This is a genomic window from Rossellomorea oryzaecorticis, assembly GCF_038405515.1.
Lineage (GTDB): Bacteria > Bacillota > Bacilli > Bacillales > Bacillaceae_B > Rossellomorea > Rossellomorea oryzaecorticis_A.
Genome location: NZ_JBBYAF010000012.1, coordinates 72,010 through 89,210 on the forward strand (window position 1 = coordinate 72,010; position 17,201 = coordinate 89,210).

19 protein-coding genes are annotated in these 17,201 nt (G+C 38.8%); 3 read left to right on the forward strand and 16 right to left on the reverse strand.

Features of this window, described 5'->3' with window-relative positions; genetic code table 11:
* Window position 1 precedes the first annotated feature (1 nt).
* Window positions 2-1,135 carry a sensor histidine kinase gene (locus AAEO50_RS08170; protein ID WP_341982348.1) on the reverse strand — a complete coding sequence of 378 codons (1,134 nt, stop codon included), beginning with the start codon at window positions 1,133-1,135 and terminating at the stop codon, window positions 2-4.
* Between the two features lie 134 nt (window positions 1,136-1,269).
* On the reverse strand, window positions 1,270-1,467 hold the full coding sequence (locus AAEO50_RS08175; protein ID WP_341982350.1) for a hypothetical protein: 198 nt from the start codon (window positions 1,465-1,467) through the stop codon (window positions 1,270-1,272).
* Between the two features lie 220 nt (window positions 1,468-1,687).
* On the opposite strand from AAEO50_RS08175, the gene AAEO50_RS08180 reads away from it, so the two are divergent.
* A complete protein-coding gene (locus AAEO50_RS08180) occupies window positions 1,688-2,947 on the forward strand; it encodes an ATP-binding protein (RefSeq protein ID WP_341982352.1) in 1,260 nt (419 codons plus the stop codon).
* Window positions 2,948-3,007: 60 nt separating this feature from the next.
* Here the strand turns inward: AAEO50_RS08180 and AAEO50_RS08185 are convergent, their stop codons facing one another.
* Window positions 3,008-3,295, reverse strand: a complete 288-nt coding sequence (locus AAEO50_RS08185) for a DUF6509 family protein (protein ID WP_341982354.1) — start codon at window positions 3,293-3,295, stop codon at window positions 3,008-3,010.
* A 146-nt stretch (window positions 3,296-3,441) separates the two neighbouring features.
* On the opposite strand from AAEO50_RS08185, the gene AAEO50_RS08190 reads away from it, so the two are divergent.
* Complete coding sequence (locus tag AAEO50_RS08190; protein ID WP_341982355.1) at window positions 3,442-3,750, forward strand: hypothetical protein; 309 nt, start codon at window positions 3,442-3,444, stop codon at window positions 3,748-3,750.
* Window positions 3,751-3,793: 43 nt separating this feature from the next.
* On the opposite strand, the gene AAEO50_RS08195 is transcribed toward AAEO50_RS08190, so the two are convergent.
* The 10 genes from AAEO50_RS08195 to speD form a co-directional block, all read right to left on the reverse strand.
* Window positions 3,794-4,258, reverse strand: coding sequence for a branched-chain amino acid aminotransferase (locus tag AAEO50_RS08195; protein ID WP_341982357.1), 465 nt, complete (start codon window positions 4,256-4,258; stop codon window positions 3,794-3,796).
* A complete protein-coding gene (locus AAEO50_RS08200) occupies window positions 4,233-5,030 on the reverse strand; it encodes an exodeoxyribonuclease III (RefSeq protein WP_341982359.1) in 798 nt (265 codons plus the stop codon). Before AAEO50_RS08200 ends, AAEO50_RS08195 begins: the two co-directional genes overlap by 26 nt.
* 180 nt (window positions 5,031-5,210) lie before the next feature.
* A complete protein-coding gene (locus AAEO50_RS08205; RefSeq protein ID WP_341982361.1) occupies window positions 5,211-6,599 on the reverse strand; it encodes a DEAD/DEAH box helicase in 1,389 nt (462 codons plus the stop codon).
* A gap of 293 nt (window positions 6,600-6,892) precedes the next feature.
* On the reverse strand, window positions 6,893-7,273 hold the full coding sequence (locus AAEO50_RS08210) for a peroxiredoxin family protein (protein ID WP_341982362.1): 381 nt from the start codon (window positions 7,271-7,273) through the stop codon (window positions 6,893-6,895).
* Window positions 7,274-7,288: 15 nt separating this feature from the next.
* Window positions 7,289-7,630, reverse strand: a complete 342-nt coding sequence (locus tag AAEO50_RS08215; RefSeq protein ID WP_341982364.1) for a DsrE/DsrF/DrsH-like family protein — start codon at window positions 7,628-7,630, stop codon at window positions 7,289-7,291.
* 97 nt (window positions 7,631-7,727) lie between these two features.
* Window positions 7,728-8,123: a DsrE/DsrF/DrsH-like family protein gene (locus AAEO50_RS08220; protein WP_341982366.1), complete on the reverse strand. Its 396-nt coding sequence runs from the start codon at window positions 8,121-8,123 to the stop codon at window positions 7,728-7,730.
* A gap of 99 nt (window positions 8,124-8,222) precedes the next feature.
* Complete coding sequence (locus AAEO50_RS08225; RefSeq protein WP_341982368.1) at window positions 8,223-8,516, reverse strand: rhodanese-like domain-containing protein; 294 nt, start codon at window positions 8,514-8,516, stop codon at window positions 8,223-8,225.
* Window positions 8,517-8,654: 138 nt separating this feature from the next.
* Window positions 8,655-9,752 (reverse strand): PRK06851 family protein, encoded by a 1,098-nt coding sequence (locus AAEO50_RS08230; RefSeq protein WP_341982370.1) that lies wholly within the window; start codon window positions 9,750-9,752, stop codon window positions 8,655-8,657.
* A gap of 257 nt (window positions 9,753-10,009) precedes the next feature.
* On the reverse strand, window positions 10,010-10,807 hold the full coding sequence (locus AAEO50_RS08235) for a TIGR00266 family protein (protein ID WP_341982372.1): 798 nt from the start codon (window positions 10,805-10,807) through the stop codon (window positions 10,010-10,012).
* A gap of 121 nt (window positions 10,808-10,928) precedes the next feature.
* Window positions 10,929-11,744, reverse strand: coding sequence for an adenosylmethionine decarboxylase (speD, locus tag AAEO50_RS08240; protein WP_341982374.1), 816 nt, complete (start codon window positions 11,742-11,744; stop codon window positions 10,929-10,931).
* Window positions 11,745-11,930: 186 nt separating this feature from the next.
* Between speD and AAEO50_RS08245 the strand changes: the two genes are divergently transcribed.
* Window positions 11,931-13,073, forward strand: coding sequence for a CAP domain-containing protein (locus tag AAEO50_RS08245; protein ID WP_341982376.1), 1,143 nt, complete (start codon window positions 11,931-11,933; stop codon window positions 13,071-13,073).
* A 62-nt stretch (window positions 13,074-13,135) separates the two neighbouring features.
* On the opposite strand, the gene AAEO50_RS08250 is transcribed toward AAEO50_RS08245, so the two are convergent.
* The 3 genes from AAEO50_RS08250 to AAEO50_RS08260 all read right to left on the reverse strand — a co-directional run bounded on the left by AAEO50_RS08250 (window position 13,136) and on the right by AAEO50_RS08260 (window position 17,146).
* Entirely contained in the window at window positions 13,136-13,852 is a 717-nt protein-coding gene (locus AAEO50_RS08250; protein ID WP_341982378.1) for a DsbA family oxidoreductase, read from the reverse strand.
* A 75-nt stretch (window positions 13,853-13,927) separates the two neighbouring features.
* The gene (locus AAEO50_RS08255) at window positions 13,928-16,507 is read right to left on the reverse strand and encodes a helicase-related protein (RefSeq protein ID WP_341982380.1); all 2,580 of its coding nucleotides are present in this window, start codon (window positions 16,505-16,507) and stop codon (window positions 13,928-13,930) included.
* A 183-nt stretch (window positions 16,508-16,690) separates the two neighbouring features.
* Window positions 16,691-17,146 (reverse strand): SRPBCC family protein, encoded by a 456-nt coding sequence (locus tag AAEO50_RS08260; RefSeq protein WP_341982383.1) that lies wholly within the window; start codon window positions 17,144-17,146, stop codon window positions 16,691-16,693.
* Between the last annotated feature and the right edge of the window lie 55 nt (window positions 17,147-17,201).

Genomic DNA, 17,201 nt, shown 5'->3' on the forward strand with positions numbered 1-17,201 from the left:
GTCATTCCCTCCCTATCTGTTTGATCACTTTAGGAACTCTCATAATCAATGTCGTTCCATTATCAGAAATGATTTCGAGTGTTCCATTTACAAAATCGAGACGTTCTTCCATCCCTCTTAATCCGCTTCCTTTAGACAAGTCCTTGTCCTTAAGTAAACCGATGCCATTATCTTTTACCTTTATCGTCAACTCATTTTCATACTCATCAATGGTTATTTCGCATGTATCAGCTTTACTATGCTTTACGACATTTGTGACCGCTTCTTTTAGACACATGCTTAAAATATTTTCAAGAAAGAGCGAAGTATTCGGTAAATTGGATGCATCTTCTATAATCAATTCTATTTCTGCGGCTTTTAGGATCTGCTTAATCCTGACAATTTCATCTTCCAAACGGATGCCCCGCATTTGAGATACCATCGTGCGTACCTCTGTCAATGCAGTTCTGGCTGTCTGCTGCACGTCTTTCAATTCCTCTTTTGCCTGCTCGGGGTCTTTATAAATCAATTTTCTGGCTAAGTCACTTTTTAAGCCTATGAGAGACAGCTTTTGTCCTAATGTATCATGCAAGTCACGTGCAATCCGCTGTCTTTCCTCCTGCTTCACTAGCTCTGCGATCCGCTTATTAGCATCCTCAAGTTTTTCTTCGAGCCACCCTTGTTTATTGCGATTGTAGATATTAAAAGGCAGCAGAATCACACTGATCCAAATAATCAAGATAAACGGTATTTGAGAAAGGAATAGATCTTCCTGCTCAACAAATTTATAATTTATGGAAGCGGTTGTAAGCACTAAATGAATGATATACAGTGTCAAGAAAGCAATCCGGTTTTTTATATTACCGTTATAGTAAGCAATATAAAATGCAAAATAAACAAAATTAAACTGAATCGTCATCGTTATGGAAATCGCGATTAAAAAGGATGTCCATAAATAAACAGGCCATTCCTTGGACAGGAACGCAAGCCTCAAAAAGATAAAAAATAAAACAGTCAGTGTAATCCCAACAATGATTTCAATCGTTGAAGAAGATTGAAAGATAAAATAAAAAGGCAAAATACTGATAATACTCCATATATACGGGGAAATCCCTGAGCTTTTCTGAATTTTGATTAACTTATCTGGAAGATGCACAATCGATACCTCTTTTATATAAACATTTGATGTTATCTTACCATATCCCTTATCAAACTTATGTATAAAAAGCGCATACAAGTCCTTCGAGGAACAGTATACGCTTATATTAATTAAGCTCTTTTCTCATGGCGTTAATATTTCCGGTTTTGAATCGCGATCTGTTTCAACATAAGTTCATGGGATTTCTTGATGATATCTGTCAAAACATCACCTTTGTATATTCTGCCTATCTTCGTTTTTTCTTGATAATATTCTACAATTTCATCTAATTGCTGAACTGTTTCTTTTTCAATTCTAACATTCAACTGAATTCTATTACTGGTACTCATTCGCTGTAAAACCCTCCAAGTTTCTAGTGCTATAACCTGCTAGCATTTATCTATCATCATTATATCATACACTATCAATATGATACACTACCTATGTTATCAACGATTTCAGTGCAAAACAAAAAAATCTCTTTATTATTTGGACTAATTAAATTATTATAATTTTAGTTTTATACTTCCATGAGATACATTCATTTGAACCTGAAAGGAACTTGATATTATGAAAAAGAAAACTTCCTTAGTAATGTATCTTAGCTTATATCTCATATTCATTTTAGTTATTGTAAACATTTCTCAAAATGAAAGCCGATTATTATTTTCTTTCATCCTTCTTTCACCTCTACTTGCTTTATCACTCTTGGGATTCATGCATCTGTCTACCTCCCCTGATAAGACAGGAATCTTTCATGAAAAAGACAGCGAAAGTCCATATAAAAGATTGATAGACAATCATCCAGATGGCATCCTAATTCACGAAAAAGGAAAAATTTTATATGTGAATCCTATTGCTTTAAGTTACGTTGGGTATGAAGAGAAAGAGGTATTGGGTAAAACGCTATTGGATTTCACACCTGCTTCTTCACACGATAAAATCCTTCGAAGAGAAAAAGAGATTTACTCATCCAGTCAAGAAATACTGTATGAATTAACAGAATATGAACTTACCACTAAAAAGGGAGAGCCCTTTTTTATAGAATCCAAAGCGATCTCATGCCAGTTTAACGGTAAACGCTGTGTACAGCTGGTACTTAGGGATATAAATAAGCGAAAAGAACAAGAAGAATACTTGAGGGCATCCGATAAATTGGCTGCGGCAGGCCAAATGGCTGCCGGGATTGCACACGAAATCCGTAACCCCCTGACAAGTATTAAGGGGTTTGTGCAGATGCTTCGGGAGTCACCTGAAAGCACTCACTATTATGAGGTGATCTTGAATGAAATTGACCGGATAAATCAAGTGACAAATGACTTTTTATTTCTTGCCAAACCTCAGGGGAAGAACTTCATCACCAATAACTTAAATGAATTGTTATATGAGGTAATTGAGCTTATGGAGCCCGAGGCTGCACTGCATAATATTAAATGTGATCTCGCACTTCGTGAAGAAGATAATCTGATATTATGTGATAAGAATGAACTAAAGCAGGTATTCATAAACCTTATGAAAAACTCTATCGAAGCTATGCCTTCAGGCGGTCTTATTAGCATCAATATTATTAAATATCAACATACACTTACAGTGAAAGTTAAAGATACCGGCAACGGAATTCCTAAAGACAAATTAGCACATATTGGTCAGCCATTCTTTACATTAAAAGAAAAAGGGACCGGCCTTGGCATTATGACGACGTTGAAAATCATAGAAAATCATAAAGGAAATTTCAAGATCGACAGTATAGAGAATAGTGGAACCACTATCACTATTACTTTCCCCCTGGTCAATCATCACAAACTGCATAGTCGACCTGCCAGCGTGTAAAACATGCCTTATTATAGAATAACCCCATCAACCTTACCGCGGCCAATGGGGTTTTATTCATTATTCTTGAGTAATATGTGTTTTGCAATAATCCAGGAGTAAAACTTCTTCATCCTCTTCTAATTCAAAATCAAGGATCGATTCAGTATTTCTCTCTATGATTTGATGCTGTACAATTCGAGTTTCAGGACCATTAGGAACATAGATTGCTTTTATATATAACCCTTGCTCCGAATGGAGCTCATCATCTTCAGGGACTTCAATTGAAAGCAGTACTTCATAACGGCTCCCCACCAAAATACCTGTAGGATCTTTAAGTTCTTCCACTGTATGACCAGTAATAATCATTTAAATAATATCTTCCTTTCGCTTTGCATATCCCTCAATTATACACCTGTTCAATAAAAATGAAAACCTGCTTTACCTTTTTGATAGGAATCGAACTTATCCTTCGCTATAATGATAGGCAAGAGAACGTTTAAGGAGCGACTGAGATGAATAATAAAGAGATTGAAGACAAGATCATTTCTAACTATCAAAAAGATGAGAACATGATGATTCTCGTTTTTGCCCAGTGGTGTGTAAATAACGACCTTGACCCGGCAGAAGTCTATAAAAAAGCCTATCCTAAACAAGGGAACAATCCCGCACTTCAGCAAGGAATCGACCTGACGGTGCCAAAAGAAGAATCTGAAGAGATCCCTGACTCCACACTTCTTGGGGTACTTTCATTATTCGGCAATACAGACCTTGCAATGGTGGTATCAGAAGAAATAAACAAAGAAGCAAAAAGAAAAAGATAACCCGCGGTATAAGCACCTCCTTAAAAATGGAAGTGCTTTTCCTTTATTTCTTCTCTGCTGTTTCTTCGATCAGTTCTAAGAGGTATACATATATATTTTCAATCGCATCCCTCAAGGACATATCCTCCTTATATGAAGGAAGATCATTTATCGAGATATTCACATCCCATAATCCATCCTCGCCATTAAAGAGAAGATCATACGATTTCTCTCCTTGCAGGGTACGGTCAAGAAAAGCTTCCATTTCTTTACGGTATTTTTTTTGCAGTTTCAACCCGAACATTGCGTCATAATTGCCGAATACATCATCTTTTTCCAGCGTCAGCCCATCGATTCGAATCGCATCGAACCAATCCGCCTCAAGGAAGATATATTCATTTTTGTGAGAGTTTAAATATCCCAAGAGCTCCTTCAAAAACGAAACAGATTCTTTCTTAATCAGTTCATCAGTTTCTTTTTCGCACCGCTCGATTGATAATTCATCAAAGCTCAGCTTTTCTTTTCTCATATTTGTCCTCCTGTTCATAAAAATCCAATTCCAAGTATACCGGACAATGATCACTTCCCAAAATACTGGAATGAATATCAGCATCTATTATACAAGATTCCATCCGCTTGGATAAAATGAAATAATCAATCCTCCAACCGATGTTCCTCTCCCTTACCTTGCTCATATAAGACCACCATGTATATGATTCGTCTTTCTCAGGATATAAATACCTGAAAGAATCAACAAAACCTGATTCAAGAAAAAGAGTCATTTTCCCTCTCTCCACATCTGTGAATCCGGAATTTCCGCGATTGGAGCGGTCATTCTTGAGATCTATTTCCTTATGCGCAACATTCAAATCCCCACATAAGATTACCGGTTTTATCCCATCAAGTTTCAGGAGATAGTGTCTTAGATTATCTTCCCATTCCAGCCTTTCATCCAGTCTTGATAAATCTCTTTTTGAATTCGGAGTATATATATTTACAAGGTAGAAGTGATCAAACTCCAGCGTAATGATTCTGCCCTCAGGTTCCCGTTCATCCTCCTGAAAACCATATGAAACAGAGAGGGGCTTTATTTTAGTGAAAACCGCTGTACCTGAGTACCCCTTTCGTTCTGCGTAATTCCAGTATTGCTCATATTGGGGAAGATTCAATTCTATTTGTCCTTCTTGCAATTTCGATTCCTGAATACAGAATATATCTGCATTTACCTCATTAAAATAATCCAGAAACCCTTTTTTTACACATGCTCTAATTCCATTCACATTCCAAGAAACCAACTTCATCGTAATTCAAAAAACTCCTTTAACTATTAAAATTCCTTTTAATATAGTAACATAACAGAATTAAATTTTATTATTATATTGATATAACATCATGTTTTTGGATTATTATATTAGAATAATTTCGATATTTTCAAAAAGAAACCATGCAAATTACTTTCCTTTGCATGGTTTCCCTTATTATTATTTAGATTTTTTGGAACGGAATACCGTTTTATTACTTGATTTCTTTGATTTGGGAACGCTTTTCTCTTTTCCTGCTTTTTGTGATGATTCTAATGATCCTTTTGAAACCTTTTGTTTACTACTCTTTCCTGGACGCTTACTGTAAAATCCTTCGTCCTTTATATTTTGTTGATCATCACGTTTTCTTTTTGAGTTTTTTTGTGCTGAAGAAGACCCTTTTCTTTTATTTTTTTTCTTTTTGGAAGTAGAATTCTCTTTATCTTTAAGGGATATTGTATTCCCTAGATTTTGTTTTTGAATTCTTGTTTGTAAATCACTTTCGATCTTGTCGAGTAAAGGTCTGTCTTCAGATGTGTAGAGAGTATATGATAACCCTTCAGCACCCGCTCTTCCTGTCCTGCCTATTCGGTGGGTATATGTTTCTGTGTTTTCCGGAATATCATAATTGAATACATGCGATACGCCTTCAATATCAAGTCCCCGTGAAGCCACATCGGTTGCAATCAGCAGCGGGACATCACCTTTTCTGAAAGCATCCATAATTTCTTCACGTTTTTCCTGTGGAATATCCCCATGAAGCTCACCTGCATGTATCCCTTTTGATTTTAGTACTTGAAATAACTTTGAAACCCTGCGCTTAGTACGGCAGAAAACCACCGCTTTTTCCGGCTTGAATGCTTCCACTAATTGAATAATCGTTTCTTGTTTTGCTTTATCGATTGTGAAAATCGCATATTGATTAATCGATGAAGGGGCTGCTTTTTCATTGATTTCGATTGTCTCTGCATTTTTCATATATTTATTTGAGAGCTTTTTAACAGGTGCAGGCAGGGTAGCAGAAAAAAGCATCATCTGCCTTGACGAAGGGGTTGATCTGATTATTTCTTCTACTTTATTAAGAAATCCGATTTGCAGCATCTGATCTGCTTCATCTAAAACAAAAAACTTCACATGGGAAAGGTCAAGATTCCCTCGTTTGATCTGATCAAGGATTCTTCCGGGTGTCCCCACGATAAAATGAGGGTTCTTCTTCAGTTCTTCAACTTCTTCTTCATGACTTTGTCCACCGTACATGGCTAGGACGCCAGTCTTCTTTTGTTTTTTGGTCAGCTGTTTTAGAACATCTGCGATTTGAATGCCAAGTTCTCTTGTAGGGGTAACGATAATTCCTTGAATATGGTTACCCTTCATTTGACTTCTTTCAATTATAGGCAATGCAAATGCATATGTTTTTCCTGAACCGGTTTGTGCTTTTGCCATTACATCGTTCCCTTTTAGTAAAACAGGTATCACTTGTTCCTGTATTGGGGTCGGGGACGAAATTCCCATCTGTGACAGAGTATGCTCCATCTCTTTTGAAATCCCTAAGGATATAAATTTACTCAAATGTAGTTCCTACTTTCTTTCGCTCAATTGGATCGTTCGCTTATTAATATTGAAGGTTTCATTCCAAAAAAGCAACTAGTAAATCATATGAAAAAAAGAAGGAGCCGCAGCCGACTCCATCTCTAGAATATCTTTTGTAAAAGTAAAATGACTCCTGCCAGGAGCCACAGCCACATTCCCGGTCATATCGGCGGGATATAACGTTTGCGGGCTTTCCTTGACGAAATGCTTCAGGTTCCGTTTCCACAATTCGATTTCTTCCAACCCACGATCTTCATCCTTTCTCCAAGTAATTAAAAGTGTACAAATAAATCTGCAGAACTGCTTTCATTAAGCACCCATTTAATGGGAACCTGCTCTGCAGGGTAGTTCAAATCCACCTCCTCATGATAATCAGCATCGACAATATAAAAGCGTACTCCGGATTCTGCGGCTATACCAAGTAATTCTTTTATAGTAGGCGCATGAAAAGAATTCAATGCCTCCGATAAATATTCAATTCCTTTCGATGGCTTGGGAGTATAATGATTATCCAAAATGTTGACACCATCCCTCGAGAAGGCCAGTATGACATCCGCACCGGACGACGCTGCTCCAACTGCTATATTTAACGGGGGATAAACAGATTCCAATTCATCATGTGATGCGAGTACAACAACTTTTCTGTCAGCCATACGGTACCACTCCCTTCAAAAACTTAATACTGCGTCTGCTTTATAGGCAATTTCAAGAAAGGTGACGACTCCGGCCAGTTCCACTCCATCTACTAACTCTAATCCATCGGCGATAAGAACATTCATTTGACACCCGTAAAGCTGGATTCCCGATGAAAGAGCTTCTTGAAGCAGCAAGTTCATATCCACTCCGTGGGATCTTTCAATTTTCTTTGAGTAATGTTTACCGAGTACATACGCCCCATCCAAATCGAAGAATATCATTACTTCATCGCCATTTCCCTTCCGTTTGAGGCCTTCTTTTATAACATAGGGTGCATTGGAACTTAGAGTGACAAAGTAGACCCATCTCTTCATAAGGATCCCTTCTTCCATTAAGATATTGTTCAGTATTACAGTTAGAAAAAAGAGCTACTGGAAAAATCCAATAGCTCTCTTCTTCTGTCAATTTTCATTAGAATGTTAATGTAACATCCGCATCTTTAGCAAATTCCAAGAATGTTACTGCGCCGCCTACTTCAATTCCTTCTACAAACGCGTCCTTATCCAACCCCATTACGTCCATTGTCATTTGACATCCGATAAATCGAACACCCATTTCTTTGGCCATTTCCACCAGCTCAGGGATGGATGGTACGTTTGCGTTCGAGAATCCCTCTTGGAAATGCTCTTTTCCTTCTGGCATTGGAAGCTCTTGATGTGCATCTTTATGAATCAGATTCAAGCCTTCGAAAGTGAAGAAAATCGCTACCTCTTGATCTGTTGCCGCTGCTGCGGTTGCAATATTATAAACCTTATATGCATCAAATAATCCACCATTACTTGCGATGATTGCTACTTTTTTAGTCATATCTTATTTCCTCCTATTGATTGATTAATGTCATAATTTTATCGGGATCCTATCCCTTCACCCTTAATACCTATTGAGGTATTATTTTACTTAAAAAAATTATTCAACGTTACCTTCCCACGCTAACATGCCGCCAGACATATTGATCACGTTAAAACCTTGGCTTTCCAAGAGTTGAACTGCTCGTCCGCTTCGACCACCTGAACGGCACACCATGATGTATTCCTTCGACTTATCCAATTCCTTCATTCGTGATTCAATTGATCCAAGTGGAATATGCTTAGCTGTAGGAATTTTACCTGCAGCCACCTCATCATCTTCACGAACATCAATAATGTTTGGTTTTTCATTTTTTAATAATTCTTCTACTTCTTTTGTTGTTAATTCTTTCATTGGCAAATCCCTCCTGAAAGTGTGATAAATCACTCTTTAAATGATATCTTAATTAAATAATATACCTATAAGGGTATTTTGTCAACAGTATGTATTGGTCACACAAAAAATCACGCGGCTTATCCGCGTGATTCTATTCTAATTTTCTTTAGCAATGGAAATTAACTCGATGTATATTTCTTCTTTTATTTTATTGACCTTGTCAAAGTCCATCGCCTCAATATAGATGGCTTCGAGACTTTCACGGAGTGCCTTGGCTTCACTCAAATACGAAATAGCCTCTTTCATTTTATCTTTATAAGCCTTTGTGGTTCTTGCGATATCTTCTTCAAATTTCTCATCGGTTCCCGGTGTGATGCATCGTTCATACATATCGATGATTTCATCACTTTCACGATCTGGGAAGTATTCATGCGGTGCGGTACTGTCAAATATCGCAATACCCTGCTCGCGAATGATGACCATATCTAAACTGTTCGGATCGAACCCGCAGTGGTAGATTTCAACATCAAACCCTTTTTCCTCACCTGCTGCTGCAATTTTCTTTAGCATGGTGGACTTCCCTGAACCTGCACGTCCCTTAATGAAATACCTATTTTCAACATCCTGTGTCAAATTTTGTATATGATCAACAGCCCCATTAGGCGTAGCTGCACCAAGGAATCGGTGAACCACTTTTGCTTCCTTATCAAGAGAACTTTCCCGATAAAATAACGAAATCAATTCTTCTGTTAATTGATTCGCTTCTTTGAAATCCATATTTGAGATGTAGATTTCTTCAATGTCATCATGTGCTTTAAGTGCCTCGGCAAAGGTATCATAGGCGTCTTGGAATTTCCGTGTGATCTGAACATTCAAGTCGAGGATTTCTTCCTTTTTCTTTGCCAATTCATCTGAATTCCACGCAGCACCCAGATTCACGTATTCTTCGATCACTCCGGGTGCTTTCGGTTCGATGATATGAGGTGCAGTCCCATCAACAATCCCAATTCCCGATTGAGGCAATATCACCCCATCAATCGATTGATTATCTGATGCGCAATGTAAGTACTCTACTTCTAATCCTTTTTCCTCGAACCTTGCTCCGATATCCTTCATCAAGGAGGATTTCCCAGTCCCCGGCCCCCCTTTGAGAATAAACAAACGATTTAATCCATCCAATACAGAATCATACAAACTATAAAAGCCTTTCGCCGTATTTCCTCCTGCATAATAATGCCGTACAATCCCTGACATAAAACCACCCTTTCCTTTCCATCTATTAATACATATGATAAAAAGAATTAATGGGTGAATGACCAAGAAAAGCGGAGGCGGCTCGACCTGGGACGACAAGCATAAGGCGAGCCAGCCATAAAGGCGTTCTTTGCCTTTTTGGCTGGCTTGAATTATGACCTCGAGTCCCAAGCCGCCGGAGCTGGACAATCGAAAAGCGGAGTCGGCTTGGCATAAAAACAGACAGCAGAATAAAATCTGCTGTCCCGTCAATTTTATTAATCATCTCCGTTTAAGAAGTCACCGATTCCCCCAAGTATACTTCCTTCTCCAGTGGATTTGCCCCCTCCAGGAGCGTTTGCATAAATCCTTTCCGCAAGACGACTGAATGGGAGAGATTGGATCCATACCGTACCGGGTCCCCGCACTGTTGCGAAGAACAGCCCTTCTCCTCCGAGGAAAGCCGACTTGATTTTGCCTACATACTCAATGTTATAATCAACATCTTTCGTCATGGCAACCAGACAGCCTGTATCAACTCTCAACAATTCCCCCGGCTTCAGTTCCTTTTTATGTATGGTACCTCCGGCATGCAGAAATGCCAGGCCGTCTCCTTCAAGTTTTTGCATGATAAAACCTTCTCCTCCGAAGAATCCCGTCCCTAGTTTCTTTTGAAAATCAATGCCTACAGCAACGCCTTTCGCAGCACATAGAAATGCATCTTTCTGACAGATGACCTTCCCTCCTAATTCACTTAAATCAACAGGGATGATTTTACCCGGATATGGAGCTGCAAAAGAAACATGTTTCTTACCGAGCCCCTCATTCGTAAATACGGTCATAAATAAACTTTCCCCAGTTAACAGCCGTTTTCCAGCGCCTACAAGCTTACCAAGAAATCCATTTCCCTTTCCTTCTTGTGCCCCGTCTCCAAAAATGGTTTCCATGCCGATGCCATCATCCATCATCATCATGCCTCCCGCTTCAGCGACGGCACTTTCTCCAGGATCAAGTTCTATTTCTACAAATTGCATATCATCTCCATGCAATTTAAAATCGATTTCATGTGAGTTCATGGATAATCCTCCCTATAAATAGTTTCAAGTTCATTATACTGAATTTATTCGTCAAATGGGGTTTTTATCCTTTTGGAAGCAAAAAAAATACTCCATTGGAATTAACCAACAGAGTATCATCCTAATATGGATTGTGGATGTTTTTTCCGTAGAAGATTTCATCCATCTCCATTTTTAATTTTTCGGTAATCTCTTTCTCTTCTTCCTTTTCAAGCTTTTCCTTTGAATATCCGAACAGATAATTATTTAAATCAAAATCTTTTAATTTGCATTTTGTGTGAAAGATATTCTGAGGGTAGACATTGACGTCAATCATGTCGTACTCATCTTTGATTTCTTCGGGTATATAATTTTGTATGGAATTTATATCATGATCGATAAATAATTTACGCCCGCTTATATCCCGGGTAAAACCTCTTACGCGGTAATCCATCGTCATGATATCAGTATCAAATGAATGAATCAGATAATTCAAAGCCTTAAGTGGTGAAATCTCACCACATGTCGATACATCAATATCCGCCCTGAATGTGCTGATACCTTCGTGCGGATGATATTCAGGATATGTGTGTACAGTGATATGGCTTTTATCCAGATGCATCGTAACAGAAGAAGGCAGCGGTCCGGGTGATTCATCAAAATGCTCTGTTGGAACCTCTACAATTGGACCTTCTGATACGAGAATCGTCACACTTGCGCCTTGGGGGACGTAATCTTGTTTCGCGACATTTAATACATGGGCACCTATAATATCCGATACATGGGTCAGGATCTTCGTCAGACGTTCGGCATTATATTGTTCATCAATATATTCTATGTAAGCTTCCCGTTCTTCTCTCGTTTTCGTGTAGCAAATATCATACATATTGAAGCTTAAAGATTTTGTGAGGTTATTAAATTCATGCAGCTGGATTCTTTCTTCATGTGTTAGTTTCATCACTATTTCCCCTTTATATTTATTTCAAAGACTGGAATGGAATCTACTTTTTATGTTACCCATACTAAACTATACTAAAACAGGTAACTGGGATTGAAAACCTTTCAATTTGGGTAAACACAAACGAAAAGTTTTCCTTTCGTTTTTCATCCTGGATTTTTTGGGTAAAATGAAGGATAGAATGGAGTGTTTATCTTGAAGCGATTACTGTTGCTTATCGTGATCATATTTATAGCATACGGTTCAAAGCCGGTTTGGGAGGAAAGAGTACACGCTACCGGTTTGGAATCTATGCTGTCTAAAATAGAAGAAATGAAAAACAGCCCAAAAGTACAGGACGCCTTTGAACAATTTTACAATGATGTGAACCTGCTTTTGATCAAGTTTGATGAGTCTTTCAGGGATTTAGAAGATAATGCAAAAAATAATACACAGGGAAAAGATATTGATAAACCATCCTTATCTGCTCCTGATAGCCAGGTTTTTTCTATACATAATATCGAACTGGGCGATTCCCGAACTGAAGTGGAAAAAGAGCTTGGAAAACCACAAAGAAATACACTCAATGAATACGGAGTATCCTGGCATACTTATCATGAAAACTTTCAAAATTTCCTTATGGTTTCTTATGACACAGAACAAAAAGTAAATGGTTTATATACCAACCAAGACATACTGACGTCTTCAGCCGGAATCAAAATGGATAGTCCAAAAAAAGCTGTTCACAGCCAGCTTGGTGATCCATTGGACAAAATACGAAAAGGTCTGACTGTTTACCAGCTGCAGAACAACGGTGAACACGACGTTTTTCAGGTGGATGGCAGCTATGTCACCGTATTTTATGATAAACATGAAAAGGATTCCGTGACGGCAGTGCAAATAATTGATGAAAACCTAGAACAAAATAAGCAAGGGTTTTATACGGAACCTTCTCCGGAACTTAAAGAAGGATTTGAACTTCAGTTGTTTGATCTTACCAATGCAGCGAGAGTAAATCATGGCTTGCATCCACTTACTTGGAACGACCAGGTCAGGGAAACTGCCCGGAAACATAGCTTGGACATGGCAGATCACAATTATTTCAGTCATACTAATCGTGAAGGGGCATCGCCTTTCGAGCGTATGGAGGCAGATCAGGTTGCATTCAGGACTGCCGGTGAGAATTTAGCTTATGGACAGATGAGTTCCATATTCGCTCATGAAGGGTTGATGAATTCTAAAGGTCACAGAGAAAATATCCTGCAGACACATTATGAATACCTGGGGATTGGCGTTGCCTTCAACGGGGATTCACAACCTTACTTCACCGAAAATTTCTTTAGTCGATAACTCTGATAAAAAAGCAAGTGAGGGTAACGGGACCCCCACTTGGTTTTACTTGTTGGTGAAACTTATTTATCATTATTTTGAACAGCACAACCATTGGCATCACACAACATATCGGACTTTCCCTCCACCGATTGGAGTGGAGGAACACCATTTTCTTCTTCCCACACTTTTTCCAGAGTACGTTCGAATACTTCAGGAGGCTGAGCACCTGAGATTGCATATTTACGATTAATGACAAAGAAAGGGACACCCTGCACGCCTAACTGACGGGCCTCACTTTCATCATATCGAACTTCTTCTGAGAAACGGGAACCAGCTAACACCTCTTCTACTTCTTGAAGATCCAATCCTGCACTTTCGGCAATAGAAAGAAGGGTTTTTTCATCTCCAATATGTCTGCCATCAACAAAATGTGCCTTTAACAGGCTTTCTGTCAGAGCAAGATCCACCCCTTTAGCAGCAGCATACTTGGTTAATCTATGAGCATTGAACGTATTTGTCGGAATGCTGTGGTCAAAATTAAACTTGATTCCAACCTCCGTCCCATGCTCCATGACACCCTTTGTCATATTTTTGGCTTGCTCGATTGAAGTCCCGTATTTTTTTGAAAGAAGCTCATATACATTCATATCAACGTCAATCGCAGCATTTGGATCAAGTTCAAAACTCTTGAACTCCACTTCCACATTGTGCTGAAACTTATTCAGCGCTTCTTCAAGTCTGCGTTTCCCTACATAACAGAAAGGACATACAAAGTCAGACCATACTTCTATCTTCATACTTGTCACCTCTTTTTGATAATCTATTGGATATCTTAACAAATCTCGATATAACAAGCTTTAATTTTGCTCTGGTTATTTGCTCCTTCTTCTATTATCCCGTCTTTTACGGCCCATAGCATGACAGCGGTCACAAATAGGAAATCCAAAGTTAGGCGGCAGTTTCTTTCCGCATTGCTTACACTTCTTCGAAATTTCCTTTACTTCCGTTCTTAAGCTCTCATGTACCCCGTCTGCAATTTCTTCTCTGGTACGCTCCCAATAATAGGCTTCCGTCTGTCTGCCTAATCGATACAGTAACAATAGGTGCAGCCCGACCGCTTTGTATGAAATTTCTTTTTGCTCCAGATTCTTATTCTTAATATCCGGTTCCGGAAGCTCCTCATTATTAACAATCGCATACATGGAATCTAACCATTGCTGGGTCAACCTGTTTTCTTTTTTTGAAAATGGCAGATGCAAAAATCCGTATAAATCTTTGAGAGAAAGTTTCGCTTCAATTTGAGTGCCTCTGATGAGATCATACAATACTTTTTCTTCTGCTAAAGACGCTTTTTCTGTACCGTAAGGGCTTTTAAACCGATCCCATAATTCAAAAAACGTATCTAAATCATGATAGTAGCGTTGAAACCGTTCAAACACATTGTTTGTCGGTGCAATCGCAAATGTTTGCAGAGAGGGATCTTCCTGCTTTAACAAATGGGCCATTTTTTTAATATCCTTGGTAAAAGCGACCCTCCCAACATCATAGATGCCTTTTCGGCCAGCTCTTCCTGCGATTTGCTTGACTTCCTGAGAAGTGAGCAGTCTTCTTCTTGTCCCATCAAATTTATCATTTTCGAGAAATACGATCCTTCTGATCGGCAGATTTAATCCCATTCCGATGGCATCTGTGGCGACAATTACCTTAGTTTTCCCTTTTATAAATTGCATCATTTGTTTCTTTCTGGTTTCAGGCGGCATACTTCCATAAATCATACTGACCTTGTGACCATTGTTCTGCAGCCTCGATGCTGTATCCAATACTTTTTTCCTTGAAAAACAAACGAGTGCATCTCCCTGGCGTGCATGTTTTAACTTGAATTCCTTTTCTTCAACTTGTAATGGTATCTCTCTTTCATAATTGTGTATTTCAACCTGATCTTCTCCGACTAATTCCAAGAGGAGACTGCGTACGTTCTCGCTTCCGATAATATGGACTTCCTTCGCTCCCGCCTTCGTAATCGCCTTATACCAAGAAAAACCTCTATCCTGATCTGCCAGCATCTGTGCCTCATCAATCACGACCACTTCATATTCGTCTTTTTCATGGAACATTTCAACGGTGCATGAAACATGCCTTGCGTAATCGACTTCTTTCTCTTCTTCCCCTGTTTTAAGGTTGCAAGGCACTCCGTCACTGTTCAACTTGTCAAAAACTTCAAGTGCCAGCAAACGTAAGGGGGCAAGGTAAATCCCACTCTCTGCTCCCTTCATCCTGTTTAGTGCCTTATGTGTTTTTCCAGTATTGGTTTCGCCGATATGAAGGACATATCTGATACCCCCTCTGTAAGAAGGACTGTATTCCTGACCAAAAATATCTTCTAGTATCCGGTCCTCTTCTTCTTGTTCACGTTTTAACGCAGCTCTTTCTTCCGCTTTGCGTTCTTCTCTCTTTGCACTTGCCTGCTTAAATAAGGAAAGGTGTGCATCTGCTTCAAAAGGCATGCCTGCAAGTTGTATTAAATCGATGACATACTCCTCCTGAATCCACTTGAAAAAGAGTGGCTTTTCCTTAAGGAAAATGGGCTGTGCCCATTTAATCAAGCGCTCTTGAGAAAGCTCTTCACCGAAAATATCCTTATAAGAAACAAGAATATCAGCAGGAAGATTCTCAATTGCAAAAGAAGAGATTATATGTTCTGTATAATACGAAATAAACCTTTCATATGGGTAGTAATACGTTTCATATTCCCACAAATTCCGCTCCCATTGTTCACTTTTCTTATGAATCGACCCTGTAAATTCCTTTAGGAAATCTGAAACCGTTTTAAACACATGGCTGCTGAGAATCCCTTCTTCTTCTAACTTATCCTCAAGTGCACAAGGCTCTATTTGTTTATATTTCGGCTTTGTATTCATATCACTTATCAGCTTTTTAGCGAATACATATCTAAGTTCTATATACCAATTTAGCTCCTGCTCCCCCACTTTCTGTTCAAGGAAGTATAGGATTTCTTTTTGAACGCCTTTTCTTTGGGAAGCCGTTACCTTTTCTGCCATTTCTGTGACATAACGCTCCCTCGCCTGTCGATGACGCGTTTTCCATTGTTGTTCATCCGGCGCATTTTCCAAAACCCATTCTTTCACAGGAAAAGGGTGTTCGTTCCTTATTTCATTTCGAAACATCTTATTCATAAGCTTTTTATCTATGCCTTCAACTTCATATCCTTTATTTCTAAGAAATGCTTTTTTATGACTTCTAAGCACATTATTTGTTACTTTATTAATCCAAGTATTCAACCATATTTGCTGAAAAAACATACTTCTTTCAGAAAGGTAGTCCCCGAAAGAAGGACACGTCTCATATGCTTCCAGAAAATGAGTAATATCTTCTTCTATTTTAACTTTCGTTTCTTCAATCGCCTTCTCGCGGATAGCCTCAAGGTTTTGCATGGAATGACCCCTTTTTCTTCTTTCTGTTTATAGTGTATGTACTTTTTCATAAGATTTATCATCACTGTTATGTGTTCCTATCATGATGATCATGCCCAACCTATATCTTAGCATAATTGCGGTTTTATCTTCGACTCAATAAAAAGAACCAACGGATTTTGCTCCATTGGTTCTCCTTCGGCCCTAATACCGGGCTGAATATCGTTTTTCAATTTCAGTGACAACATTATTTGTTAACTCTCTTGTCATTTCAGGAACAGTCTTTTCTATGATCGGACTTAGCATTTTGGCCATGGAGCTGTACGAGTTTATGGAAAGTTTGCCTTTGATTTTTGTCTGGGACACCGAGACTCTTTTTGCTTCAAAAGAACCGTCCCCTGAAAATTTCTCGTTAAGTCCTGTCAAGGTAAATGTTACCCTATTTGGCTTTATCCACTCTTTAATCTCTACCTTTGCATGCACCTTTTTCTTGAGCAGACCTGTATCAATTCTAAATTTCCATTCGGATACTTCCTCACTGATGATTTTATGATCCAAGTATCCTGGTGCTAACGGTGCCCAATGATCCATGATGCTGACGAAGTCCCATACTTCGTCGATTGATGCTTCTACCACATCTTCATGAAATCCATTCCCCATCTGGAGCGCCTCCTTAAATTAACCTGCAGCCATCATGCAGTGGTCATTCTATGAA

Excerpts from the sequence above, each read along its gene's own strand:
- AAEO50_RS08175 (WP_341982350.1), bottom strand. The coding sequence starts at position 1,467 with ATGAGTACCAGTAATAGAATTCAGTTGAATGTTAGAATTGAAAAAGAA.
- AAEO50_RS08180 (WP_341982352.1), top strand. The coding sequence starts at position 1,688 with ATGAAAAAGAAAACTTCCTTAGTAATGTATCTTAGCTTATATCTCATA.
- AAEO50_RS08185 (WP_341982354.1), bottom strand. The coding sequence starts at position 3,295 with ATGATTATTACTGGTCATACAGTGGAAGAACTTAAAGATCCTACAGGT.
- AAEO50_RS08190 (WP_341982355.1), top strand. The coding sequence starts at position 3,442 with ATGAATAATAAAGAGATTGAAGACAAGATCATTTCTAACTATCAAAAA.
- AAEO50_RS08195 (WP_341982357.1), bottom strand. The coding sequence starts at position 4,258 with ATGAGAAAAGAAAAGCTGAGCTTTGATGAATTATCAATCGAGCGGTGC.
- AAEO50_RS08200 (WP_341982359.1), bottom strand. The coding sequence starts at position 5,030 with ATGAAGTTGGTTTCTTGGAATGTGAATGGAATTAGAGCATGTGTAAAA.
- AAEO50_RS08210 (WP_341982362.1), bottom strand. The coding sequence starts at position 7,273 with ATGGCTGACAGAAAAGTTGTTGTACTCGCATCACATGATGAATTGGAA.
- AAEO50_RS08215 (WP_341982364.1), bottom strand. The coding sequence starts at position 7,630 with ATGAAGAGATGGGTCTACTTTGTCACTCTAAGTTCCAATGCACCCTAT.
- AAEO50_RS08220 (WP_341982366.1), bottom strand. The coding sequence starts at position 8,123 with ATGACTAAAAAAGTAGCAATCATCGCAAGTAATGGTGGATTATTTGAT.
- AAEO50_RS08225 (WP_341982368.1), bottom strand. The coding sequence starts at position 8,516 with ATGAAAGAATTAACAACAAAAGAAGTAGAAGAATTATTAAAAAATGAA.
- AAEO50_RS08230 (WP_341982370.1), bottom strand. The coding sequence starts at position 9,752 with ATGTCAGGGATTGTACGGCATTATTATGCAGGAGGAAATACGGCGAAA.
- AAEO50_RS08235 (WP_341982372.1), bottom strand. The coding sequence starts at position 10,807 with ATGAACTCACATGAAATCGATTTTAAATTGCATGGAGATGATATGCAA.
- speD (WP_341982374.1), bottom strand. The coding sequence starts at position 11,744 with ATGAAACTAACACATGAAGAAAGAATCCAGCTGCATGAATTTAATAAC.
- AAEO50_RS08250 (WP_341982378.1), bottom strand. The coding sequence starts at position 13,852 with ATGAAGATAGAAGTATGGTCTGACTTTGTATGTCCTTTCTGTTATGTA.
- AAEO50_RS08255 (WP_341982380.1), bottom strand. The coding sequence starts at position 16,507 with ATGCAAAACCTTGAGGCTATCCGCGAGAAGGCGATTGAAGAAACGAAA.
- AAEO50_RS08260 (WP_341982383.1), bottom strand. The coding sequence starts at position 17,146 with ATGGGGAATGGATTTCATGAAGATGTGGTAGAAGCATCAATCGACGAA.